Below are 21,315 nucleotides of genomic sequence, written 5' to 3' on the forward strand. Positions count from 1 at the left end.
GGCCCCGCCCCGCGCTTGGTCAGCCGTGCTGCGCCGCCACGGTTTTGAGTTGTGAGAAGCCGTAAAGGGCCTCGAACCCCTTCTCGCGACCGTGGCCGGATTTTCCGACGCCGCCAAAGGGCAATTCGACGCCGCCGCCAGCACCATAGGTGTTGAGGAAAACCTGACCGGCCTTCAACCGCCTGGCGAGCCGGAATTGACGTGCACCGTCGCGGGTCCAAACCGCCGCAACAAGTCCGTAGTCGGTTCCGTTGGCGATCCGGATCGCGTCGTCTTCGGCGTCAAAGGGGATCAAGACCTGAACCGGGCCAAAGATCTCCTGCTGCGCCAGCGGATGATCGGGCGGCACGTCGGCGAACAGGGTGGGGCGCACATAGGCGCCGCTTGCCGGTGCGTGGGGGACGATCTGACCCTGACCGGCAATGGTCAGGTCCGTCCCCATCGCAAGAAAGCCGGTGACGATTTCTTTCTGACGGGCCGAAATCAACGGACCAAGGCGCAGATCCTCGGCGGCGGGACCGACGGTCAGCTCGGCATAGGCATCGCCCATCCGCGCCTTGACCTGTTCGTAGATGGGACGTTCGACAAGAATACGAGAGGCCGCGGAACAGGTCTGGCCTGCGTTCTGGATGCCTGCATTGACAAGGAACGGCAGCGCCGCATCGAGATCCGCATCGGCAAAGACAATCTGAGGAGATTTGCCGCCCAGCTCCAGCGTCACCGGCACCACGTTTCGCGCTGCAGCGGCCTGAACCAAGGCTCCCGTCGCGACAGACCCGGTGAAGGAAAGATGCTGCACACCGGCGTGACCGGACAGGGCGGCTCCGGCCTCTGCACCAAGCCCGGGCACCACATTCAGCGCACCGGCGGGCAGCCCCGCCTCTTCGGCCAGATGAGCAAAGGCAAGCGCGGTGAGGCAGGCCTCTTCTGCGGGTTTCAGGACGCAGGAATTTCCCATCGCCAGCGCCGCCCCGACAGAGCGGCCAATGATCTGCATCGGATAGTTCCAGGGCACGATGTGGCCGGTAACGCCAAGAGGTTCGCGCAGGGTGTAGACCGTATAGCCATTCATGTAGGGGATGGTTTCCCCCATCACTTTGTCCGCAGCGCCCCCATAAAATTCGCAATACCGCGCCAGCGCCACCGCGTCGGCGCGCGCCTGGGTCAGTGGCTTGCCAACATCCATCACCTCAAGTGCGGCAAGGGTGGCGACATTGTCGGCGATGACCTGCGCCAGACGGCTGAGAATACGGCCCCGTTCGGTTGCGCTCATCGCGCCCCAGGCGCCATCCTGTGCCGATTGTGCCGCGCCAACGGCGGCGTCTATGTCGGCGGCACCGCCACGCGCGATCTGGCAGATTTCACTGCCGTCCGAAGGGTTTGTCAGCGAAATCGTCGTGCCGCCCGCGGCGGGACGCCAGGCCCCCCCGATCAGGCAAAGGCTGGGATCGAACCAGAGAGGAGAGGTGTCAGCCATGATACGGTCCTTCGATCTCGAACGTGAAACTCTTGACCTGCTGGTCGGTGAAAGGCGCGCCCGTGCGCAGGGCGCGGACATTGGGAAACTGGGTTAGGCAAGTGTGCCAGAATGCATCGGCAGTTGGCGAGTGACGAGAGACCCCCATGCGCCAGAAGCCTGGGAATTCGCTGAGGATCAGGGCTGCGGCGGCCCTGCCCAGACCGTTGCGCCGAAACCGTGGCAGAATCATCAGTTCGGACAGTTCCCGTCGGTCATCGGGCAGGTTCAGGACGATGGCAAATCCGATGCGGCGGCTGCAGTCGTGGACCCAGAAGGCGGTCACATCTCGCCGGTTCAGCATCTGTCCCGCCCGCCGTTGTGGATCAAGGCGGGCTTCGGGGGCGACCTCGGCGAAATAGGGCGCAAGGAGGGTGGCCAGGCGACCGCGCTCTCGCGGCAGGATCAGCGAGAGCGATACAGTCATGCCGGGGCTCCGGCGGTGTCATCCTCTGCAGTCATGTCGGGGAGCACCGGTGCGGCCGCAAGTAGGCGCCGCGTATAGGAATGCTGTGGCGCGGCGAACACCTGCGCCACCGGGCCGTCCTCGACGATTTCGCCGTTTTGCATCACCAGAACCCGGTCACAGATCTCGCGCACCACACTCAGGTCGTGACTGATGAAAAGGTAGGTCAGCCCATAGGCGCGGCACAGATCGGCGATCAGGTCCAGAATGCGGGCGCGCACCGAAACGTCCAGCGCCGAGACGGCCTCGTCAAAGAGGATCAACTCCGGTCGGGTGATCAGGGCGCGCGCGATGGCAATACGCTGGCGCTGGCCGCCAGAGAACTGATGTGGGTATTTCTGCGCATCTTCCGGTCGCAGGCCGACATCGCTGAGCACCTGGGCCACCATATCCTCCCGGTTGCGGCCGGTGGGGGCGTCAGCTGCGCTGTGAAAAGGTTCGGTGATCAGCCTCTCGACCCGATGGCGGGGATTGAAGCTGCCAAAGGGATCCTGAAACACCACCTGCATCGCTTGCCGCTCGGCGGGGCTGCGCTTTTGCGACAGCGGCTGACCGTTCAGGAGCAGCTCTCCGCCTTGCAGACCCTCGAGCCCCAATATGGCCCGGGTCAGGGTGGATTTCCCACAGCCTGACTCGCCCACAAGGCCAAGCCGCTCGCCGCGATGCAGCGTGAAACTGACATCGTTGACGGCCCGAAACCGACCGTGTTTCGCAAAGAGGTGAGGGCGCGCAGTGGGGTAGTCGCGCACCGCATGCCGGACCTCAAGCAGGGGAGACCGTGCCTGACGCGCGGCTGGCAATGTCACCCTGTGCCGGGAGGCCTGAAACAGCATCCTTGTATAGGGATGGCGCTGGTGGGTGAGGACGCTCATGGTCGGGCCGCGCTCCACCACTTCGCCGTTTCGCATGACCACGATGCGGTCCGCGAGGCCGGCAACCACGGCAAGGTCATGGGTGATGATCATCAGGCCCATGCCGGTTTCGCGGACCAGATCGCGCAGCAGGTCGAGAATCTGCGCCTGCGTTGTCACATCAAGGGCGGTGGTCGGTTCATCGGCGATCAGCAGTTTCGGGCGCAGCGCAATGGCCATTGCGATCACCACACGTTGCCGCTGGCCGCCTGACAGCTCGTGCGGATAGCGGTCCAGAGCGAAGCGGTCTGGCGGCAACCCGACCCGGGTCAACACCCGGGCGGCCTCGACTTCAGCTTCGGCGCGGGTCATGTCGGTGTGGATCTGGATCGTTTCCATGACCTGGGCGCCGATGGTCATCACCGGATTAAGCGCCGTCATGGGTTCCTGAAACACCATGCCGATGTCGCGGCCCCGGCGGCGGCACATGTCGTCTTCGGACAGGGCGCACAGCTCGGTCTCTTCGAGATAGATCGCGCCGCGGGTTTTGGCCACCTGCGGCAACAGCCGCATCACGGCAAGCGCGGTCATTGATTTGCCAGAGCCGCTTTCGCCGGTGACGGCAAGGATCTCGCCTGCCGCAATCGACAGCGTTACGTCCCGCAAGATCGGCAAGGCTCCGATGGAGAGGCTGAGGCCGGATATGTCGAGGAGGCTCATGCGCGCCCTTCCAGCAATCGGGGATCGAACCGGTCCCGCAACCCGTCACCGAGCAGGTTGAGCCCAACCACGGTCAGTATGATGGCCAGACCCGGCACGATGGCCAGATGCGGGGCGAGGCTGACCATGGTCTGGGCCTCGGCGAGCATGCGCCCCCAGCTGGGGGTCGGCGGCTGGGCGCCAAGCCCGATGTAGGACAGGCTCGCCTCGGCCAGGATGCCAAGCGAAAATTGAATTGTTCCCTGAACAATCAACAAGTTCGATATGTTCGGCAGAATGTGTTCGACCGAGATGCGGGCCCGGCTTTTACCGGCGACACGGGCGGCCAGGATGAACTCGCGCGCCCAGAGGCTGAGGCTGCCGCCGCGTGCGACGCGGGCAAAGACGGGAATGTTGAAGATGCCGATTGCAATGATGGCATTGGCCGCGCTGGGCCCGAAAACCGCCGTGATCAGGATTGCGATGACAAGCGAGGGGAAGGCAAAGACAAGGTCGTTTCCGCGCATGATCATCTCGTCCAGCCACGATCCGCGCATCGCCGCAGCGGCAAGGCCGAGCGGCACGCCGAGGCTCATGCCGATGCCGACAGACAGACAGGCCACGGCAAGCGAGGTGCGCGCGCCGACCATCACCATGGACAGGATATCGCGGCCAAAGTGATCGGTGCCAAGCCAATGCACCGCATTCGGCGGCTGCATCTTGTCGGGGATATTCATCACCGCGTGGTCGAATGGCGTCCAGACGAAGGAGACCAGCGCCAGGATCAGCATTATTCCGGCGAGCATGCCGCCCAGAATCAGGCTGCGGCTCATGGCGCGCGCCTTTTGGTTCGGGGGGATATCCGTGGCAGATGACATGGCGGCGCGCCCCTTGTTTGACGGTTGCCCTGGGGCCAGCAGGCCGCGGGTGTCCCCCTGTGGTTCGCGCGCCGGATGGATGCGGTCATGGCGTCCTCCGAAGTCTGGGATCCACAAGTGCATAGGTCAGATCGACGAGGAAATTCACCATGATCACCGCAAAGACCAGTAGCATCACCACGCTTTCTACCACGATCAGGTCGCGCGCGGAAATCGCCTGAAAGACCAGCCGCCCGAGGCCGGGCAGGTAAAACACCTGCTCGATGATGATCGCACCGGCGAGGAGAAACGAAAACTGCAGCCCGATGATGGTCAGGACTGGGATCAGTGCGTTGCGGACACCATGGCGACGAATGGCCTGGCCCTGGCTCAAGCCCTTGGCGCGGGCCGAGCGCATGAAATCCTCGTTCAGGACGTCCAGAAGGGCAGACCGCATGACCCGCGCCAAAATCGCTGCCTGAGGCAGCGCCAGCGCGATGGCCGGCAGGGTCAGCGCGTGCAGCCCGGCCCAGAGCCCCTTGTCCCAGCCGATAAACCCGCCCGCAGCGAACCAGCGCAGGTTGATGGCAAAGACCAGCACCAGCAGCATTGCAAACCAGAAGTTCGGAACCGCCATGCCAACCTGCGTCGCGCCCATCACCGACATGTCGCCCAGCTTGCCCCGGCGCGATGCGGCGAAAATACCGGCCGGCAGCGCAATCAGGGTGGACAGGATCAACGCATAAAGCGCCAGCGGCAGGGAAACCCAGAGGCGGTCGCCGACCATTTTTGCCACTGGAGTGCGATAGGTATAGGAAGTGCCGAAATCGCCCGTGACCATCCCGGTGACCCAGCTGAAATAGCGGCTCAGTTTGCTCTGGTTGAGCCCCAGTTCTTCGCGGAGCGCGGCGACCGTATCCTCCTGCGCGCCGGTGCCCAGCATGAAGGAGGCGGGATCGCCGGGGGCCACTTCGATCACGGCAAAGATCACCATCGAAGCGATGGCGAGACTCAGGCAGAGCGAGAGGATGCGTTTGGCGAGATAGTGCAGCATTGGCGGCAGGTTAGGGCGCGCGAGCCTGTCGGTCCAGAGGGAGCTTTGGAAATCCGCTTGGCAACGTGGTCGCGGTTGTGAGGGGGCTTGCGCTTTGGGTCCGGGTCGCTAGCTCTTGATCCATGTTGGAGCGCCCCCTGTTCATCGGATCGGAAATCTATCGCGGCTCGTCCTATGGCGGGTGGCATCCGTTGCGCGTGCCGCGCGTGTCAACTGCGATGGACCTGTCGCGTGCCCTGGGGTGGCTGCCGCGAGAGGCCTTTGTGACTTCGCCCCGCGCCAAACCGGCAGCCCTCCATGCGTGGCACACGCCCGCCTATGTTGCAGCGCTTCAGGCGGCCGAGGCGGCGTTGCAGGTTTCGGATACGGTACGGGCGCGGCACCACATCGGGACCGTCTCGAACCCGGTGTTCCCCGAGATCTTCAGACGACCGGCAACGGCAGCGGGCGGGTCGATACTGGCAGGCGAGCTGCTGGCGCGGGGCGGCGTCGTTTACAATCCCGCAGGTGGCACGCATCACGGCATGCCCGACCGTGCCAACGGGTTTTGCTATCTCAACGATCCGGTCCTGGCGATGTTGTCGCTGCGCCATCACGGGGCCCGGCGAATCGCCTATGTGGATATTGATGCGCATCACTGCGATGGGGTCGCGGCTGGGTTTGCTGGCGATCCGGCGGTCTTGATGATCTCGGTGCATGAAGAAAACCTGTGGCCGCGAACAGGGGAGCTGTGCGACGACGCGGGCGGATCGGGCTTGAACCTGCCGGTGTCGCGCGGACTCAATGACAGCGAGATGGCGCATATCCGCGAGGCATTGATCCTGCCGACTGTGGCGGACTTCGCGCCGGATGCGATTGTGCTGCAATGCGGTGCGGATGCGGTGACCGAGGACCCATTGGCGCATCTCGATCTGTCCAATAACGCCCATTGGCAGATCGTTGCGGCACTGAAAGGTCTCGCCCCGCGGTATCTTGTGCTTGGCGGTGGCGGCTATAATCCGTGGTCGGTGGGGCGGCTCTGGACGGGTGTCTGGGCGACGCTTCTCGGGCAGGATATCCCGGAGCGTTTGCCGGATGCCGCGCAAGATGTTCTGCGCGCCCTGACGTTCACGGGGCATCGTTTGGGCCGCAATCCACCCGAACATTGGTTCACCAGCCTGCGGGACATCCCCCGCACGGGGCCGGTCCGGTCCGAGATCTTCGACCGGGTTGCGTATCTTCGGCAGCGATGGAAAAACCGCCCGTTGTAGGGCCCATCAGCGACCTTGCATCGCGATCCGGACAGCGCAAAAACAAGGCGACGGGCAGGGCAGTGCCCCGCCCGCAGGCTCTGGATTTGGTGGCGGGTTAGTCGGCCCAGCTCAGGGCACCGATCTCGATAGCGGCGGTCGGGGCGTTTACCCAGGTGCCGTTAAGTCCCGCTTTGGCGATGCCGATCTTGGCCAGCTGAAAGAGGTAGCCATTGACGTAATCATCGGCAATTGTCTGCTGCGCCATTTGCAACATCTCGGTCCGTTTTTCGGGATCGGTGGTGGCATTCAGGCGGTTCATCAGCCCCTGAAGGTCCGGATTGTCATATTGGAAATAGTAGCCGGGTCGGGCGTAAATGCCGATGTCCATCGGTTCGGTGTGGCTGACAATGGTCAGCCCATAGGTCTTGCCCTTGAACACTGTTTCCAGCCATTGCGCCCATTCCACATTGATGATCTCGGCGGTGATGCCGACCTCCGCCAGCTGTGCGGCGATGATTTCACCACCCCGGCGGGCATAAGACGGCGGCGGCAGATGCAACGTGGTGGAGAAGCCATCCGGCAGGTTGGCCTCGGCCAGCAGCGCGCGTGCCTTGTCCGGATCGTGGTCGGATTGACCGGTCAGATCCAGATAGGCGGGGTTATGCGGTGCGAAGTGGGTGCCGATTGGCGTGCCATAGCCAAACATTGCGCCATCAATGATCGCATGACGGTCGATGGCATGGGCAATCGCTTCGCGCACCTTTGGATTGTCAAACGGCGACTGGGCGTTGTTGATGGAAAGGATCGTTTCACCTTCGGTCGAACCGACGAGCACCTGGAATCTGGGGTCCGCTTCGAATTGGGCGACGTTCTCTGGCGCGGGGAAGTTGTCAAAGGCGTCGATGTCCTCGGCCATCATCGCGGCAAAGGCGGCGGTGGGGTCCGAGATGAATTTGATCGTAGCGGCAGAGAGCGGCGGTACCTCGCCCCAATAGGTGGGGTTGCGGACCAGTTCGACCCGGTCGCCCTGGATCCATTCGTTGAAGCGATAGGGACCCGTGCCAATCGGATTTGTCTTCAGCATCTCCACCGATTCTTCGGCGACGATCACGGCATCGCCCCAGGCGAGGTTGAACAGCAGGCTGCCATTGGGTTCCATCAGCGTCACGACGACCGTCTGGGGGTCGGTCACTTCGACATCAGAAATCGCGGTAAACAGGGCCTTCTGGGCGTTTGTGCTGTCCTCGGCGCGGGCCCGGTCCAGCGAGAATTTCACATCTGCCGCGTCCATCGCGCTGCCATCGTGAAAGGTGACCCCCTCTTGCAGGGTGAAGGTATAGGTCAGACCATCCTCGGAAATCTCCCAGGATTTTGCCAGCAGGGGCACGACAGCGCCATCGGGGGTGAAACGGGTCAGACCCTCGAAAATGTTGAAATGCACCACGGCGTCAATCGCCTGCGCGGCCCCCGCAGTCGGGTCGAGATGGGGTGGCTCCAGGCTGGTGGCATAGGTGACCGTTTCCTTGGCCCAGCCCGCGCTGACCATCAGGCCGATGGCGCAAACCGCTGCCGCAAAGGGCGATTTGAAATTCATTTTCTCAGGTCCTCCTCTGGCGCCGGGAAGGCAGATCGCGACCCGACGGGATCATGTCGCCCACGTTCGCGGGGCGATTGCGGGAAGCGTCCGTCTTTTTCGTCCCGTAATCAAGCTTTGCTGCTGTGCCGCATGGCTGGTATTGCGGTGCCGCAGTTGATAAAGACCGACAACTTTGCCCGCCCGACTGCGATGTCGGCTGAAAAACGGTCCAGCCAAGGAGCCGAGACATGAGCGCCACTGCCCGCAAAACCGCCTTCAACGCCGATGACATTCGCGCCCTCAAAGGGCAGCGCCCGATCGTCAGCCTGACGGCCTATACGACGCCGATGGCAGGCTTGATGGATGCGCATTGCGATTTTGTGCTGGTCGGCGACAGCGTTGGGATGGTGCTGCATGGGCTGCCCTCGACGCTGGGGGTGACGATGGACATGATGGTGATGCATGGCGCGGCGGTGGCCCGTGGGCTGAACCGCGCGATGATGGTGATCGACATGCCTTTCGGGTCATATGAAGAAAGCCCGGCCCAGGCCTTTCGCAACGCCGCCCGGTTGATGGCTGAAACCAACGCCGCAGCGGTAAAACTTGAAGGTGGCGTGGAAATGGCGCCGACCATCCAGTTCTTGACCCGCCGGGGCATTCCGGTGATGGCCCATATCGGCCTGACGCCACAGTCGGTCAACACGCTTGGGGGCTACAAGGTGCAGGGCCGTGCCGAGGCCGCCAAGCCGCTGATCGCAGACGCCCGCGCGGTGGCCGATGCCGGGGCCTTTGCCGTTGTGCTGGAAAAAGTGCCGGCCTCGCTTGCCGATCAGGTCACAGAGATTGTGCCGATCCCGACCATCGGCATCGGCGCCTCGGTCGGGTGCGACGGGCAGATCCTGGTGGTGGACGACATGTTGGGATTTTTCACCGCGTTCAAACCAAAATTCGTCAAACGCTACGCAGATCTTGGCCCCGCGGCCGAGGCTGCGATTGCGGACTATGCCGCCGAAGTGCGGGCGCGGCGCTTCCCTGGCGCTGAACATATCTTTGCCGACCAGACTCCGGCACCGAAAGAGTGAAGGATCCCTTCCAGATGACCCCCAAAATACTGCGTCGCCTTGATGACCTGCGCGCCCTGCGTCGGGACTGGATCCGCAACGGCGAGAGCCTCGCTCTGGTGCCGACCATGGGCGCGTTGCATGCCGGCCACCTGTCGCTGGTCGAAGCTGCGCGTGCCGCTTGCGACCATGTCGTGGTGACGATTTTTGTGAACCCAAAACAGTTCAACAATCCGCAGGATCTGGCCAGCTACCCACGGACAGAGGTCGAGGATGCCGCCAAACTCGCACCCTATGGCGTGGATGCGATCTATGTGCCCGATCCCGATCAGATGTATCCGGACGGCTATGCGACAACCGTCAGTGTGACCGGCGTGACAGAGGTGATGGACGGCCCCAACCGGCCCGGTCACTTTGACGGGGTGGCCACCGTGGTGGCGAAACTGTTCCTGCAATCCGGGGCAGACAAGGCGTTTTTTGGCGAGAAGGACTATCAGCAATTGCTGGTGGTCAAGCGCATGGTGCGTGATCTGAATATTCCAATCGAGGTGATCGGCTGTCCCACCGTGCGCGAGGCATCGGGTCTGGCGCTGTCCTCGCGCAACTTGCGCCTCTCCGCACAGGCGCGGGACACGGCAGGCGCGCTGAACCGGATGATGGAGACCGCCGCAGAGCAACTGAGGGCAGGTGCCGCCTGGGACCCTCTGCAAGCCGGAATGCGCGATGCGCTGGTTCAGGCGGGGTTTTCCGAGGTTGAATACATCGACCTGCGCAGCGCCACCAACCTGTCGGAACAGACCGGACCAGAGACGGCGACGCGGATCTTTGTCGCAGCCTGGCTGGATGGCGTGCGGCTGATCGACAACATCGCGGTCTGACCTCAGCGTCGGTGTCCGCCGCAGTGCGCAACTTTCCACTACTACATGTTTAGTAGGGGCTGGCCGCGTCGGTGAAATTATGTCTACTCTCCGCTTCAAGATCTGAACCGGAGGGGAGCCGATGACTTATATTCTTGCGATTGACCAGGGGACCACCTCGACCCGCGCAATTCTGTTTGATGCCGAAATGCAGGTGGCCGCCGTTGCGCAGGAGGAGTTCGCGCAGCACTATCCGCAAGCAGGCTGGGTCGAGCACGATCCCGAGGATTTCTGGGAGACTACCCTGTCCACCTGCCGGACGGTGATCAAAGACACGGGAATTTCCAGCACGGACATCGCCGGGATCGGGATCACCAACCAGCGCGAAACCACAATCGTCTGGGACAAAAACACCGGTCAGGCAATCCACAACGCGATTGTCTGGCAGGATCGCCGGACGGCGCAGATCTGTGAAACCTTCCGGAACGACGGCCGGGAGGATATGGTACGCGCGACCACGGGGCTGCTGCTTGACCCCTATTTTTCGGGCACCAAGGTCAAGTGGATCCTTGACACGGTCGAGGGCGCGCGGGCGCGGGCCGAAGCCGGTGAACTGATGTTCGGGACCGTCGACAGTTTCCTGATCTGGCGGCTGACCGGGGGGGCGTCACATGTCACCGATGCCACCAACGCAGCGCGCACCCTGATGTATGACATTCGCAAAGGGGACTGGAGCGACGAGATCTGCGACATGCTTGGCGTGCCGCGCGCGATGCTGCCAGAGGTGAAGGATTGCGCTGCGGAATTCGGGACCACACTTGGCGCGCATTTAGGTGGATCCATCCCGATCCTTGGCGTTGCCGGCGATCAGCATGCAGCCACCCTTGGGCAGACCTGTTTCAAGCCGGGCATGATGAAATCCACCTACGGTACGGGTTGCTTTGCGCTGCTCAACACCGGCGACACGCCTGTTCTGTCAGAAAACCGGATGCTGACGACCATTGCCTATCAGCTGGATGGCACGCCGACCTACGCGCTGGAGGGATCCATCTTTATCGCCGGGGCGGCGGTCCAGTGGTTGCGGGATGGGCTGGGGATTATCGGCAAAGCCAGCGAATCGGGTGTGCTCGCGGAAAAGGCGGACCCGGTGCAGGATGTGATCCTGGTGCCAGCCTTTACCGGCCTTGGCGCGCCCTATTGGCAGCCGGAGTGCCGGGGCGGCATGTTCGGGCTGACCCGCAATTCGGGGCCGGCGGAATTTGCCCGCGCCGCGTTGCAGAGCGTCGCCTATCAGACCCGCGACCTGTGGGAAGCGATGCGGGCAGATTGGAAGGGCGATACCCAGGTGACCCTGCGGGTGGACGGTGGAATGAGCGCCAGCGACTGGGCGATGCAGAGCCTGTCCGACATTCTGGGCGCCGCCGTTGATCGGCCGGTGATGCAGGAAACCACGGCGCTGGGCGCGGCCTGGTTGGCGGGCATGCAGGCGGGTGTGTATCCGGATCAGGAAGGGTTTGCCGCGACCTGGGCATTGGATCGAGAGTTCAAGCCGATGCTGGACGCTGGGCGCCGCGATGCAGCCTATGACCGTTGGAAACGCGCGGTTCAGGCGGTGATTGGCGTCTAGGCGACATCCGCAGTGGTGCGTCTTCGGTGCGCAGGCGGGAGGAGGGGGCTCTCCCGCCCGGTGCGCATGCATATCCATGCAAGCGCACCCGTTGGGCCGGGCGCCGCTGACGCGGCGCGGTCCCGGTTGCCAGTCTTGTGTGCCACCCACGCCTGTCGTCAGAAAGCAGGCGTTAGCTGAGCCGCTGACCTTCGGCGATGGTGCGGGGCTGGGCATTCAGCGCCGCGATGGAAAACCCCGAGATCGCCTTGTAACGGGCAGCATGGGCTGCCAGATCGGCGTGGGGGATCACGGTGTCGATGCTGTCAAAGTCGCCACCGCACAGATCTTCGACCTGCTGCAGGACCGCATCCGGGCCGTTTCCAGAGCGATTGGCCCGGCCGATCTGGGTCGCTGCCGGACGCATTTCTGCCTCGTAGCCCAGGAGCGCCGCTTCGGTCATGCCATGGCGCAGCAACTGGGCGCCGATCACGCGGGCATCCAGGATCGCCTGGCTCGCCCCGTTGGAACCGACGGGATAGGTTGGATGGGCAGCGTCGCCCATCAGTGACATGGCGCCGAATGTCCAGCGTGGCAAAGGGTCCCGGTCCACCATGGGATATTCGTAAACCTGTTCCGCACCGCGGATCAGCATCGGCACATCAATCCAGTCAAATCGCCATTGCGCAAAATCAGCGATGAACCGTTCGACATCCACCGCCCGGTTCCAGTCTTCGCGTTGAAAATCGGCCTCGGGGTCGAACCGTTTCTCTGCGATCCAGTTGATGGTCGCCAGACCGTTCTCATCCGGTTGCGATATCGGGTAGGAAACGAACCGCAGACGATTGTGGCCGATCATCACCATCGCTGCAGGGCCGCGAAAGAGCGGAGCGCGCGTGGTGGCGCGCCACAGGATGCGGCCATCCCAGATTGGCGGACCTTCTTCTGGGTATTGTCGGGCGCGCAATGCCGAATGAATGCCGTCGGCGGCCAGTAACAAGGTTCCATTGGCGCTGCTGCCATCGGCGAAGTGCAAGGTGACGCCGGTGTCGGAAGTCTGCCAGTCGACGGCGCGGGCGCCAGTTGTGATGACGTCAGCTCCGGCCCGCGCCACCAAGGCGCGATAGAGCAGCATCTGCAAGGCGCCTCGGTGGACCGAAAATTGCGGCCAGGCATAGCCGGCGTCGCGGCCGCGCGGCTCCTCCCAGATGGTTTTGCCGTATTTGGAGAAAAACCCGAGACTGCGGGTGCGCACGCCGATCGCGTCCAGCTCCGCTTCGAGCCCGAGATCAAACAGTTCGCGCACCGCGTTGGGTTGCAGATTGATGCCGACCCCCATCGGTTTCAGCTCTGCGCTGGCCTCAAACACCCGGAAGGGGACGCCGATCTGGTGCAGGGTCAGGCCCAAGGCGAGACCGGCGATGCCACCGCCTGCAATCAAAACTGTCATTGTCTCATTCCTCCCACGGGACATGAAAACACCGCCAGCGCGGCAATGGCAAGCGGAGGGTCAGTCCCGCGCCGCAACGATCAGGTCAGGGCCAAAAATCACGTCTGCATAGTCCGCCAGATAGATCTTCAGCCAGGGGGTGAACCGATCAGGATGACGGGCCACCTCTGCCAGAAGGTCGTGGTAGTCGACCCAGCGGGTTTCCATCACCTCGTCGGGATTGGGCGTGAGGCCAAGCGGCTCCAGCATATGGGCCAGATACACATCGACCACCTCATGTTCGATCAGGCCATCGCCGACGTCTGCACGATATTCAATTCGATGACGATACTCAGGATGCAGGCCCGACAGGCCCAGTTCCTCGTCCAGCCGCCGCACGGCGCAGATGTCTGAGGCTTCGTTCCACATCGGGTGGGTGCAGCAGGTATTCGCCCAGAGACCGGGGGTGTGGTATTTTCCCATCGCCCGCCGCTGCATCAGGATCTGCCGGTCCTGAACCACAAACACCGAGACGGCCTTGTGCCGCAGCCCGTCCTGATGGGCGCGTAGCTTGTCGACGGGGGTCAGTTCGCCATCGACCCAGGCGGGTATCAGATTTGGGCTGCGCTCGGGCATGTCACTCCTGACGATATCGCGGCGCCGGGAACCACCGGCACGGAACGTCGAGCGTGTAGGGCAAGACGCCGCGAATCTCAAGGCGTCCCGCCTGGCGCCCAGGCGCGGCCTTAGTCGCTGGCAGCGGTATCCGGGGCGCCGAATTGTGCGAGATAGGCAAAGACGTCCGCACCGCCGGATTTCAGGCGAAAACTCATTCTGGATTTCGCACCGGAATCGTCGAGATAGGTTTTCAGGAAGCCGCGTGGGTCTTCGAGGTAGGCAACAAACTGTTCTTCATCCCAGACAAGCCCCGCTTCGCCCGCTGCCACGAGATCATCGCCATAGCGGAAATCCTTTGCGGTCCCGGCCGTCTGCCCCACGATGCCAAAGAGATTGGGTCCGGTTCTGCCCCCCTTTGCAAGGGTTTCGCCGCTGTCGGAAACGATCTGATGGCAGGATTTACACTTGCCGAACGTCTTTTCCCCGGCGGCGGCATCGCTTTCGGCAAGGGCGGGTGCGGCAAGGGCGGTGAGCAGTGCGGCGGCGGGAAGGTATTTCATGTGCTGGCTCCTGTAGGGTCAGTTGGCTGTTGTCAGGATCGGGCGGATGCCGCCGATAAGTCAACGCGACTAAGTGTCAGCTGTGGTCTATGGGCCTGAAAAACAATCGCATATGGTGCCAAAACGCTTGCCGATCAGGCCGGCCAGCAGGGCAGGATGTCGCCGGGTTCGGCGCGCGCCTCATAAACGGCACGGGCAATGGCGCGCGCAAGACAGAGCGAGGCCGCGTGGCACAGATCGAGCATATTGGCCGCAGGGTCACCCCGCGGGTGTGCGCCGGTGGCTGCGGCAAAGACCAGATCGCCATCATGGGGACCGTGTGAGGGCACGATGGCGCGGGCCATGCCGTCATGAGCCGCCGTGGCCATGCGTTGCGCTTCGGCTTTGCTGAGGGTCGCATCGGTGGCAACAATCGCAATTGTGGTGTTGGTCCCGTTGGAGCTGACGGCTGCGCCTGCCAGATCGGCCATCGCCTCCAGCTTGCGGCTGCGCATGGCCCGGCCAAGTCCGGCGGCGGGGTCAGGGCCGAGGCCGCCAAATTCGCCATCAATTTCAAAGGGAGCCGCCCAGAAATGACGCTCGCCCGGGGTGGTGACCGAACCGATCGGATTGGCAACCACCAAAGCGCCGACCGTGTGGCCGCTGTCGAGCACCAGAGAGGCGGAGCCAAGGCCGCCCTTTTGCATGCCTGTCAGCGCCCCGGTGCCAGCGCCCGCAGTGCCAAGGTCGAATTCCACCGCGGCCGCGTCAAAGGCGGCGCGCCCCAGCGCGGGATAGGGGTTGGTCGGCCAATCCTTGGCGCCGCCGTTCAGCAGGTCAAAGACAATTGCGCCGGGCACGATGGGCACGATGGCCGGGCCAAGCCGGAACCCGCGGCCGATGGCGCGCAGGCCCTCGACGACGCCGGAACAGGCATCCAGCCCATAGGCTGATCCGCCTGACAGCACCAGCGCATCGACACCGGCAACCGTCTTGTCAGGGGCCAGAAGATCAGTTTCCCGGGTGCCCGGCGCGCCGCCCATGATGTGGACCGCCGCCGTGAAAGGGCGGTCTGCAGTGAGCACGGTGGTGCCGGATTTCAGCGTGGCATCGGCGGCATTGCCGACGCGCAGGCCTGCCACATCGGTGATCAGGTTCTTTGCACCGGGGGTCATCATCGGGCATCTCTTCTTTTGGTGTGGGGGCAGCAAAGCGGGGCGCCCGTGCCGGGCGCGCAGGCCAAGCGCTGGCGCGCCGATTGGCGGGGTGTGGCCGGCGTCAGATGCATCTGCCGCCGTCGACTTCCATGCAGACACCTGTGACCATGCTGGCCTCGTCCGAGCAGAGATAAAGGGCGGCATTTCCCATGTCCTCGGGGGTGGAAAAGCGACCCAGCGGTATGGTGGAGAGGAACTTTGCCCGGATTTCCGGGGTGTCTTCTCCCATGAAGGATTTGAGCAGCGGCGTCTCGCCCGCGACCGGGTTGATCGCGTTGACGCGTACACCGGCCGGGGCGAGTTCGACGGCCATGGTTTTGGTGGCGGTGATCATCCATCCCTTGGAGGCATTGTACCAGTTGAGCCTGGGCCGTGGCGAGACGCCGGCCGTGGAGGCAACGTTGAGGATTGCGCCGGAACCGCGATGTTTCATATGCGGCACCAGCGCCTGTGCGGTCAGATAGACGGATTTCATGTTCACGTTGAACACCCGGTCGAAATCCTCCTCGGTGACGTCCTCCAGCGCGGTTGGCAGATGTGTCACCCCGGCGTTGTTCACCAGAATGTCGATATGGCCGAATTCTTCCAGCGCGACGTCGACCATTGTCGTCACCGCAGCGCGGTTGCTGACATCAACGCGCTGCGCAATGGCACGACTGCCGAGAGAACTGGCCAGGTCGCGGGCTGCGGTCTCGTTTATGTCGGCAATCATCACGCGCGCCCCTTCGCGCAGGAATGCGTCGACAATACCCTTGCCAAAGCCTGACGCGCCGCCGGTGACAATGGCGGTTTTGTCCTTGAGCCGCATGAGTGGTCCTCCCTCGTCCTGATTTGGGTCAGGATGGCGCGGCGCGGCAGCCGGAGCAATCGGGAAATTTAATCCTCGTCCACCCGGCCGCGGAGCGATTTTACCCCGGCACGGGTCTTTTTCGCCTTGATGCGTCGTTCGACGCTGCCTCGGGTGGGTTTGGTCGCGATGCGGCGTTTGGGTTTGACAAGCGCGCGCCGGATCAGCTCGGCCAGACGTTCGCGGATGATTTCGCGGTTGCGGACCTGCGAGCGGGTTTCGTCACATTGCAGGATCACGGCGCCGTCCTTGGTCCAGCGACGCCCGGCAATCCGGCGCAGCCGGGTTTTTACCGGGGCGGGCAGATGCGGCGAACGCTCCGCCTCAAAACGGAGTTCGACCGCCGAGGAGACCTTGTTGACGTTTTGCCCCCCTGGCCCGGAGGCGCGCATGAAGCTTTCGGTCAATTCCCAGTCCTGAAGGGTGATTTCGTCACTGATATGCAGCATGGGGCAGACCATAGGGTGTTGTTACGACAGGGCAAAGTCCAATCTGGACGGCTACATCCGTAAAAGATCGGCAACCCGTCGCGGTGCCGGATCGGAAAGGAGGAGACCGCGCAAGGATCGATAGGTAGAGAAACAGGTCGAGAAAGAGAAGAAAAAGGGCCGCCCCAAATTGGTACGGCCCTTCCGAAAGTTTGTTGAGAGCAAAGGCAGGTGAGGGTTGCAGAAACCCGGCCGGTTGACCACTGCCAGAGAGGGCTGCCTCAGTAGAGGGCCGCTCCGGTTGTTGCTACACTCTGCTCCAATACCTTTCTTGACACTGGATCACCTCCTTTTCTCACTGTTTCGGTTGAGATCAGACTGGCATGAATACCCCGGATCACCAAATGAAAATCGCGCGACGTCAGACGCGGGCGGTCTGGCTGCCTGCCAGGCGGGCAACAATCAGGCGGAACGGGATCAGGGCGATCAGCGCCAGTGCCAGCTTTACCCCCCAATCGGCAACAGCCAGCGAGACCCAGAGCGGCGCCATCGGGCCAAAACCGAGCAGGGGCAGAACCTCGCCCGCCCAGGAGACGTCATTGCCAGGTTCCAGCACGGTCAGCGCGCCGGAGAAGGCGACAGTAAAGAAGATCGCGGTATCGAGCGAGGATCCGACCAGGGTGGAGGCCAGGGGCGCGCGCCACCATTTCCCGGCGCGCAGCGCAGAAAAGATTGCCACATCAGCAAGTTGCGCCAGGAGGAACGCCAGGCCAGAGCCGATGGCAATGCGCAGGGTGACGAGGGGACCGAACTCGCCCATGATCTGGGTGCCGATCAGCGAACACAGCACGCCAACTGCAAAACCGGCCAGCACGACGCGGCGTGCGGCCTTGGCCCCGTAGACGCGGTTCATCACATCGGTGACGAGAAATGCGACCGGATAGGTGAAAGCGCCCCAGGTCAGCCAATTGCCAAAGAGAAACTGAACGAGGATATTGGAGGCCACAACAACGGCGGCCATGGCAAGGATGCCAGGAATATAGGTACGGGTCATGTATGGGTCCGTTTTTTAGACAAGGTCGCGGAGACTTGTGCGCCTTTGCGGGCGCGTCGATGGTGGCGTCGTCTATGCCCCTATGGCACGAATTGCAAGCGATTCTGCGCCATGGACGCCCTCCCGTTACCCTGGCAGGTCTGGCAGGCGGTATTCGACGATCTCCGTGCGTTGCAGCCAGAGAAAGTTGTCGTCCGAAATCATCGTGGCCCGCAAGCCGCCTGCGCTGTCCTGCCAGATACTGACGCCTTCCAGGTTGTCATGTCGCGCCAGCGGCGTGTTCAGCAGGATTGCGCCCCCTTCGAGACCGGTTGGTGTCAGGGTGAAACGCCTGAGCCGGGACCGAAATCCGACCGAGACAAATTTGCGTTCCAGGACATAAACCGCGCCATCCGGGCCGAAATCCGCGCCCACGGGTAAAAAACCGTCCAGCTCCGGGTAGGGCCCCGCGCCACGCCAGCCCTTGCTTTCAGTCCAGCGCCAGACGCGGGGCACATCGGGTTTGCGCGGCGGTTTTTCGGAGATCAGAAGCAACTGCCCGGTCGCATCGCTGGCCAGGCTTTCAAAAGATCCGTTATAGCGGAACTTGCGAAAGGATTTCGGAGTGGGCAATTCGTGCACGCCGGTGGGCGAATAGGCCAGCACCCGATGCGGCGTCTCGAATGAGACAAAATAGGTATTACGCCCGACGATGGTCAGGCCTTCGCTGTCTTCGACTTCCGGGCGAATGGGGGCGCCATCGGCATCCAAAAGACGGTCGTGCCGGGTGATGCTGACTCCGGCGATCCGGTCCCCGTCCCGCGAAATCTGGCCCTCGACGATATGCGACCGGTCGGTGATCGCCACGAAACCGGTCCCGTCCCCGGTCAGCTCAATCCCAGAAAAACCCCCAAACCAATCCGGTGCCTCGTGCCAGCGAAAACTGGATATATGCTGGGCAGAGTTGCTTTCGGCGCGGGCCACGTTCCAAACGGCAGAGGCCGCCCAGGCTGCGGCACAGCATATCAGGACAAGCCCGGAAGAAAGCGTGGTCAGTCGGACAAGAGTACGGCGGCGCATTGTTGGGGAAGATCCAAAAGGGTGTAATCCCGACGTGGTTGCGGCTTTGGCGCGTTGGGGTCAACCGGTTTTGGTGGCCGTGGGTTCAGGATGTCAGAAACCCATTGCCGGGCATCGTCACAGCCGTCTCCGTTTGGCGGTGGATCCTGATCGACACAGCCGCGTGCGCCACGCGGGCAATTCAGCCGCACATGGAAATGGTAGTGGTGGCCATACCAGGGGCGAATTTTACGTAGCCAGCTGCGGTCGCCGGTCGCGGTATCACACATTTTGACCTTGGCACCGGGGAAGACGAAAATCCGCGCCACCCGAGGGTCTGATGCGGCCGCTTTCAGCACGGCGTGGTGCTGGGCGCTCCAGTTCTCATTGACATAGGCCCCAGCGGCACGGCGCAATGAGATCGAAGAGATATTTTCCCGCGCGTCCCGGCTGAGGTCGAGCCGATCCGGTGGCAGCATCCAGATATCTGCATCCAGTCCAATCTGGTGGCTGCGATGGCCAGACAACATCGGCCCGCCTCTGGGCTGACTGATGTCGCCGACGTAGAGGCCTTTCCAGCCGGGTTGCCGCGCCGCGACACGGCTCAGGTCCTGAATGAAATCGATGGTTTCCGGGTGACCCCAGTTGCGGTTCCGGCTCAGACGCATGGCCTGCCAGGTGGGTCCGGTTTCCGGCAATTGCGCCGCGCCAGCCACACATCCCTTGGCATAAGACCCAAGCGGGTTGGGCCGCTGGGTGGAGGCATCGCGTTTGGCCCCAAACAGCTGCTTGGCGGGCGCTGTGGAGCTGACTGTTTTGTTCGCATAGGCTGTGGCCGCGCTGCGCGGGCTGTCCTGCGCGGGGCTACAGGCGGCGAGCAACAGCGCCGCAAGGGTGATGTGCCGAATGACTCTCAAACCTGATCTCCTTCACCATCCACCCGCGACAATAAAAGCAGACCAAGGGCAAAGAGCGCAATCACTGGCGTCAGCCCAAGGCGCGCATTTCCTGTCAGTGTGGTCACCAGGCCAATCAGCGCGGGTGCGAGAAAGGCGGTTGCGCGACCGGAAAGCCCATAAAGACCAAAGGCTTCGGTCGCGGTTTCCGGGCGGGTGTGACGCACCATCAGGGTGCGGCTGGTGGCCTGCAAGATCCCGCCGAAACCACCGATCAAAACACCGCAGCCAAAGAAGATCTGGTCCGGCAGGCCAGATCCGTCAGCCAGGGCGATGCCAAAGAGCTCTGTCCGGGACATGTTGACGACGACGAGGCAGACGAGGCTCAGCACCGCTATGGCGGCGCCGATCACAGGTTTTGGCCCAAACCGCCGGTCCGCCAGACCGCCGACCCAGGAAAACCCGGCGGCGGAAATCGCGGCAACAATGCCAAAGATGCCGATCTGGGTGATCGACCAATCCAGCACCAATCCGGCATAGACGCCGCCAAAACTGTAGAGCCCGTTCAGCGCGTCGCGGTAGAGCATCGAGGACACAAGATAGGCGGTCAGGCTCTTGCGCTGCTTCAACCCCTTCACGGAGGCGACCACCATCGACACGGCACGGCCGAGGCTGGCCTTGGCGCGGGAGGGCCCATGTGGGTCGCGCACCCAGCTGAAATAGGGGATCATAAAGACGATGAACCAAACCGCGACAAAGGGGCCGACCGCGCGGGTGCCCTGCTTGCTGTTGGCGTCCAGCCCCAGGATCGGGTCGATCCCGATCAATGTCTTGCCGCTGTCCTGTTCGACAAAAAGCAACAGCATAATAAAGAGCGAGATCACACCGCCGAGATAGCCAAAGGCAAAGCCAGAGCCGGACACCTGGCCGATCTCGTCCTTGCTGCCCAATGTCGGCAGTTGCGCGTTGATAAAGATCAGCGCAAATTCCGCCCCGATGAACCCGATCCCGAAACTGACAAGCATCCACCACATGTTGCTGCCGCCGGGATCCATGAACCACAGACCGGCGGAGCCGAGGACATAGGCCACCGAAAATCCGACAATCCATGGCATCTTGCGCCCGGCAATATCGGCCAGCGCCCCGATGAAAGGCGCACAGATACCGATGATCAACCCGGTGATCGTGAGGCAGAGCGACCAGCTGAATTGGGCCTGCGCCCGCGCGGCCTCGTCCCCCAGGCCGGTCCCGAGGAAATACTGCGTCGCTGTCGCCGCGAAAAACGGTCCGAATACAAAGGTGACAAGCAGCGTGTGGTAAGGCTGGCTGGCCCAGTCGAAAAACCACCATCCCCAGACGCGTTTACGCAGGGACATCACCTGCGCCGCTGAACGTTCCGTCATCTTTGCCCCCGCAGTGCCCTGTTTGGCGCAAGGTATGGCAGGGCGCAGCCGGGGCTGGCAAGTCCGACGTG

20 protein-coding genes are annotated in these 21,315 nt (G+C 62.9%); 4 read left to right on the forward strand and 16 right to left on the reverse strand.

Annotated features, from left to right (window positions below):
• Window positions 1-19: 19 nt before the first annotated feature.
• The 5 genes from TRIHO_RS03975 to TRIHO_RS03995 form a co-directional block, all read right to left on the reverse strand.
• Window positions 20-1,477 (reverse strand): aldehyde dehydrogenase family protein, encoded by a 1,458-nt coding sequence (locus TRIHO_RS03975; protein ID WP_068240625.1) that lies wholly within the window; start codon window positions 1,475-1,477, stop codon window positions 20-22.
• On the reverse strand, window positions 1,470-1,943 hold the full coding sequence (locus tag TRIHO_RS03980) for a GNAT family N-acetyltransferase (protein WP_068240626.1): 474 nt from the start codon (window positions 1,941-1,943) through the stop codon (window positions 1,470-1,472). Before TRIHO_RS03980 ends, TRIHO_RS03975 begins: the two co-directional genes overlap by 8 nt.
• Window positions 1,940-3,553, reverse strand: coding sequence for an ABC transporter ATP-binding protein (locus TRIHO_RS03985; RefSeq protein ID WP_068240628.1), 1,614 nt, complete (start codon window positions 3,551-3,553; stop codon window positions 1,940-1,942). Before TRIHO_RS03985 ends, TRIHO_RS03980 begins: the two co-directional genes overlap by 4 nt.
• Window positions 3,550-4,365 (reverse strand): ABC transporter permease, encoded by an 816-nt coding sequence (locus TRIHO_RS03990; RefSeq protein ID WP_068240660.1) that lies wholly within the window; start codon window positions 4,363-4,365, stop codon window positions 3,550-3,552. The genes TRIHO_RS03985 and TRIHO_RS03990 overlap by 4 nt, the downstream gene beginning before the upstream one ends.
• Before the next feature lie 130 nt (window positions 4,366-4,495).
• Window positions 4,496-5,443 carry an ABC transporter permease gene (locus TRIHO_RS03995; RefSeq protein ID WP_068240630.1) on the reverse strand — a complete coding sequence of 316 codons (948 nt, stop codon included), beginning with the start codon at window positions 5,441-5,443 and terminating at the stop codon, window positions 4,496-4,498.
• Window positions 5,444-5,565: 122 nt separating this feature from the next.
• Here TRIHO_RS03995 and TRIHO_RS04000 point away from each other — a divergent pair, with 122 nt between their 5' ends.
• The gene (locus tag TRIHO_RS04000) at window positions 5,566-6,693 is read left to right on the forward strand and encodes an acetoin utilization protein AcuC (protein WP_068240632.1); all 1,128 of its coding nucleotides are present in this window, start codon (window positions 5,566-5,568) and stop codon (window positions 6,691-6,693) included.
• A gap of 97 nt (window positions 6,694-6,790) precedes the next feature.
• On the opposite strand, the gene TRIHO_RS04005 is transcribed toward TRIHO_RS04000, so the two are convergent.
• Complete coding sequence (locus TRIHO_RS04005; protein ID WP_068240633.1) at window positions 6,791-8,269, reverse strand: ABC transporter substrate-binding protein; 1,479 nt, start codon at window positions 8,267-8,269, stop codon at window positions 6,791-6,793.
• A 230-nt stretch (window positions 8,270-8,499) separates the two neighbouring features.
• On the opposite strand from TRIHO_RS04005, the gene panB reads away from it, so the two are divergent.
• The 3 genes from panB (at window position 8,500) to glpK (ending at window position 11,796) form a co-directional block, all read left to right on the forward strand.
• A complete protein-coding gene (panB, locus tag TRIHO_RS04010) occupies window positions 8,500-9,333 on the forward strand; it encodes a 3-methyl-2-oxobutanoate hydroxymethyltransferase (protein WP_068240634.1) in 834 nt (277 codons plus the stop codon).
• Window positions 9,334-9,347: 14 nt separating this feature from the next.
• Window positions 9,348-10,190, forward strand: a complete 843-nt coding sequence (gene panC / locus TRIHO_RS04015; protein WP_068240662.1) for a pantoate--beta-alanine ligase — start codon at window positions 9,348-9,350, stop codon at window positions 10,188-10,190.
• Window positions 10,191-10,311: 121 nt separating this feature from the next.
• A complete protein-coding gene (gene glpK / locus TRIHO_RS04020) occupies window positions 10,312-11,796 on the forward strand; it encodes a glycerol kinase GlpK (protein WP_068240635.1) in 1,485 nt (494 codons plus the stop codon).
• 172 nt (window positions 11,797-11,968) lie between these two features.
• Here the strand turns inward: glpK and TRIHO_RS04025 are convergent, their stop codons facing one another.
• From TRIHO_RS04025 to TRIHO_RS04070, 10 genes are all read right to left on the reverse strand, one after another.
• Window positions 11,969-13,225, reverse strand: coding sequence for a flavin-dependent oxidoreductase (locus TRIHO_RS04025; RefSeq protein WP_068240636.1), 1,257 nt, complete (start codon window positions 13,223-13,225; stop codon window positions 11,969-11,971).
• A 60-nt stretch (window positions 13,226-13,285) separates the two neighbouring features.
• A complete protein-coding gene (idi, locus tag TRIHO_RS04030) occupies window positions 13,286-13,840 on the reverse strand; it encodes an isopentenyl-diphosphate Delta-isomerase (RefSeq protein WP_068240637.1) in 555 nt (184 codons plus the stop codon).
• Between the two features lie 110 nt (window positions 13,841-13,950).
• Window positions 13,951-14,382, reverse strand: coding sequence for a c-type cytochrome (locus TRIHO_RS04035; protein ID WP_068240638.1), 432 nt, complete (start codon window positions 14,380-14,382; stop codon window positions 13,951-13,953).
• 134 nt (window positions 14,383-14,516) lie between these two features.
• Window positions 14,517-15,536, reverse strand: a complete 1,020-nt coding sequence (locus TRIHO_RS04040) for a P1 family peptidase (protein ID WP_068240664.1) — start codon at window positions 15,534-15,536, stop codon at window positions 14,517-14,519.
• 103 nt (window positions 15,537-15,639) lie between these two features.
• The gene (locus TRIHO_RS04045; RefSeq protein WP_068240639.1) at window positions 15,640-16,386 is read right to left on the reverse strand and encodes an SDR family oxidoreductase; all 747 of its coding nucleotides are present in this window, start codon (window positions 16,384-16,386) and stop codon (window positions 15,640-15,642) included.
• A gap of 68 nt (window positions 16,387-16,454) precedes the next feature.
• Window positions 16,455-16,874, reverse strand: a complete 420-nt coding sequence (arfB, locus tag TRIHO_RS04050; protein WP_068240641.1) for an alternative ribosome rescue aminoacyl-tRNA hydrolase ArfB — start codon at window positions 16,872-16,874, stop codon at window positions 16,455-16,457.
• 400 nt (window positions 16,875-17,274) lie between these two features.
• Window positions 17,275-17,907 (reverse strand): queuosine precursor transporter, encoded by a 633-nt coding sequence (locus tag TRIHO_RS04055; protein WP_068240643.1) that lies wholly within the window; start codon window positions 17,905-17,907, stop codon window positions 17,275-17,277.
• 126 nt (window positions 17,908-18,033) lie between these two features.
• Window positions 18,034-18,966, reverse strand: coding sequence for an esterase-like activity of phytase family protein (locus TRIHO_RS04060; RefSeq protein WP_068240645.1), 933 nt, complete (start codon window positions 18,964-18,966; stop codon window positions 18,034-18,036).
• Entirely contained in the window at window positions 18,939-19,862 is a 924-nt protein-coding gene (gene mepA / locus TRIHO_RS04065) for a penicillin-insensitive murein endopeptidase (protein ID WP_068240647.1), read from the reverse strand. The genes TRIHO_RS04060 and mepA overlap by 28 nt, the downstream gene beginning before the upstream one ends.
• Window positions 19,859-21,244: an MFS transporter gene (locus TRIHO_RS04070; protein ID WP_068240649.1), complete on the reverse strand. Its 1,386-nt coding sequence runs from the start codon at window positions 21,242-21,244 to the stop codon at window positions 19,859-19,861. The genes mepA and TRIHO_RS04070 overlap by 4 nt, the downstream gene beginning before the upstream one ends.
• Window positions 21,245-21,315: the final 71 nt, after the last annotated feature.

It is taken from the genome of Tritonibacter horizontis, assembly GCF_001518015.1.
GTDB classification, from domain to species: domain Bacteria; phylum Pseudomonadota; class Alphaproteobacteria; order Rhodobacterales; family Rhodobacteraceae; genus Epibacterium; species Epibacterium horizontis.

Excerpts from the sequence above, each read along its gene's own strand:
- TRIHO_RS04060 (WP_068240645.1), bottom strand. The coding sequence starts at position 18,966 with ATGCGCCGCCGTACTCTTGTCCGACTGACCACGCTTTCTTCCGGGCTT.
- idi (WP_068240637.1), bottom strand. The coding sequence starts at position 13,840 with ATGCCCGAGCGCAGCCCAAATCTGATACCCGCCTGGGTCGATGGCGAA.
- TRIHO_RS04045 (WP_068240639.1), bottom strand. The coding sequence starts at position 16,386 with ATGCGGCTCAAGGACAAAACCGCCATTGTCACCGGCGGCGCGTCAGGC.
- TRIHO_RS04005 (WP_068240633.1), bottom strand. The coding sequence starts at position 8,269 with ATGAATTTCAAATCGCCCTTTGCGGCAGCGGTTTGCGCCATCGGCCTG.
- TRIHO_RS03990 (WP_068240660.1), bottom strand. The coding sequence starts at position 4,365 with ATGAGCCGCAGCCTGATTCTGGGCGGCATGCTCGCCGGAATAATGCTG.
- TRIHO_RS04025 (WP_068240636.1), bottom strand. The coding sequence starts at position 13,225 with ATGACAGTTTTGATTGCAGGCGGTGGCATCGCCGGTCTCGCCTTGGGC.
- TRIHO_RS04055 (WP_068240643.1), bottom strand. The coding sequence starts at position 17,907 with ATGACCCGTACCTATATTCCTGGCATCCTTGCCATGGCCGCCGTTGTT.
- TRIHO_RS04070 (WP_068240649.1), bottom strand. The coding sequence starts at position 21,244 with ATGACGGAACGTTCAGCGGCGCAGGTGATGTCCCTGCGTAAACGCGTC.
- TRIHO_RS03985 (WP_068240628.1), bottom strand. The coding sequence starts at position 3,553 with ATGAGCCTCCTCGACATATCCGGCCTCAGCCTCTCCATCGGAGCCTTG.
- TRIHO_RS04000 (WP_068240632.1), top strand. The coding sequence starts at position 5,566 with ATGTTGGAGCGCCCCCTGTTCATCGGATCGGAAATCTATCGCGGCTCG.
- TRIHO_RS03980 (WP_068240626.1), bottom strand. The coding sequence starts at position 1,943 with ATGACTGTATCGCTCTCGCTGATCCTGCCGCGAGAGCGCGGTCGCCTG.
- TRIHO_RS03975 (WP_068240625.1), bottom strand. The coding sequence starts at position 1,477 with ATGGCTGACACCTCTCCTCTCTGGTTCGATCCCAGCCTTTGCCTGATC.
- arfB (WP_068240641.1), bottom strand. The coding sequence starts at position 16,874 with ATGCTGCATATCAGTGACGAAATCACCCTTCAGGACTGGGAATTGACC.
- glpK (WP_068240635.1), top strand. The coding sequence starts at position 10,312 with ATGACTTATATTCTTGCGATTGACCAGGGGACCACCTCGACCCGCGCA.
- panB (WP_068240634.1), top strand. The coding sequence starts at position 8,500 with ATGAGCGCCACTGCCCGCAAAACCGCCTTCAACGCCGATGACATTCGC.
- panC (WP_068240662.1), top strand. The coding sequence starts at position 9,348 with ATGACCCCCAAAATACTGCGTCGCCTTGATGACCTGCGCGCCCTGCGT.
- TRIHO_RS04040 (WP_068240664.1), bottom strand. The coding sequence starts at position 15,536 with ATGACCCCCGGTGCAAAGAACCTGATCACCGATGTGGCAGGCCTGCGC.
- TRIHO_RS03995 (WP_068240630.1), bottom strand. The coding sequence starts at position 5,443 with ATGCTGCACTATCTCGCCAAACGCATCCTCTCGCTCTGCCTGAGTCTC.
- TRIHO_RS04035 (WP_068240638.1), bottom strand. The coding sequence starts at position 14,382 with ATGAAATACCTTCCCGCCGCCGCACTGCTCACCGCCCTTGCCGCACCC.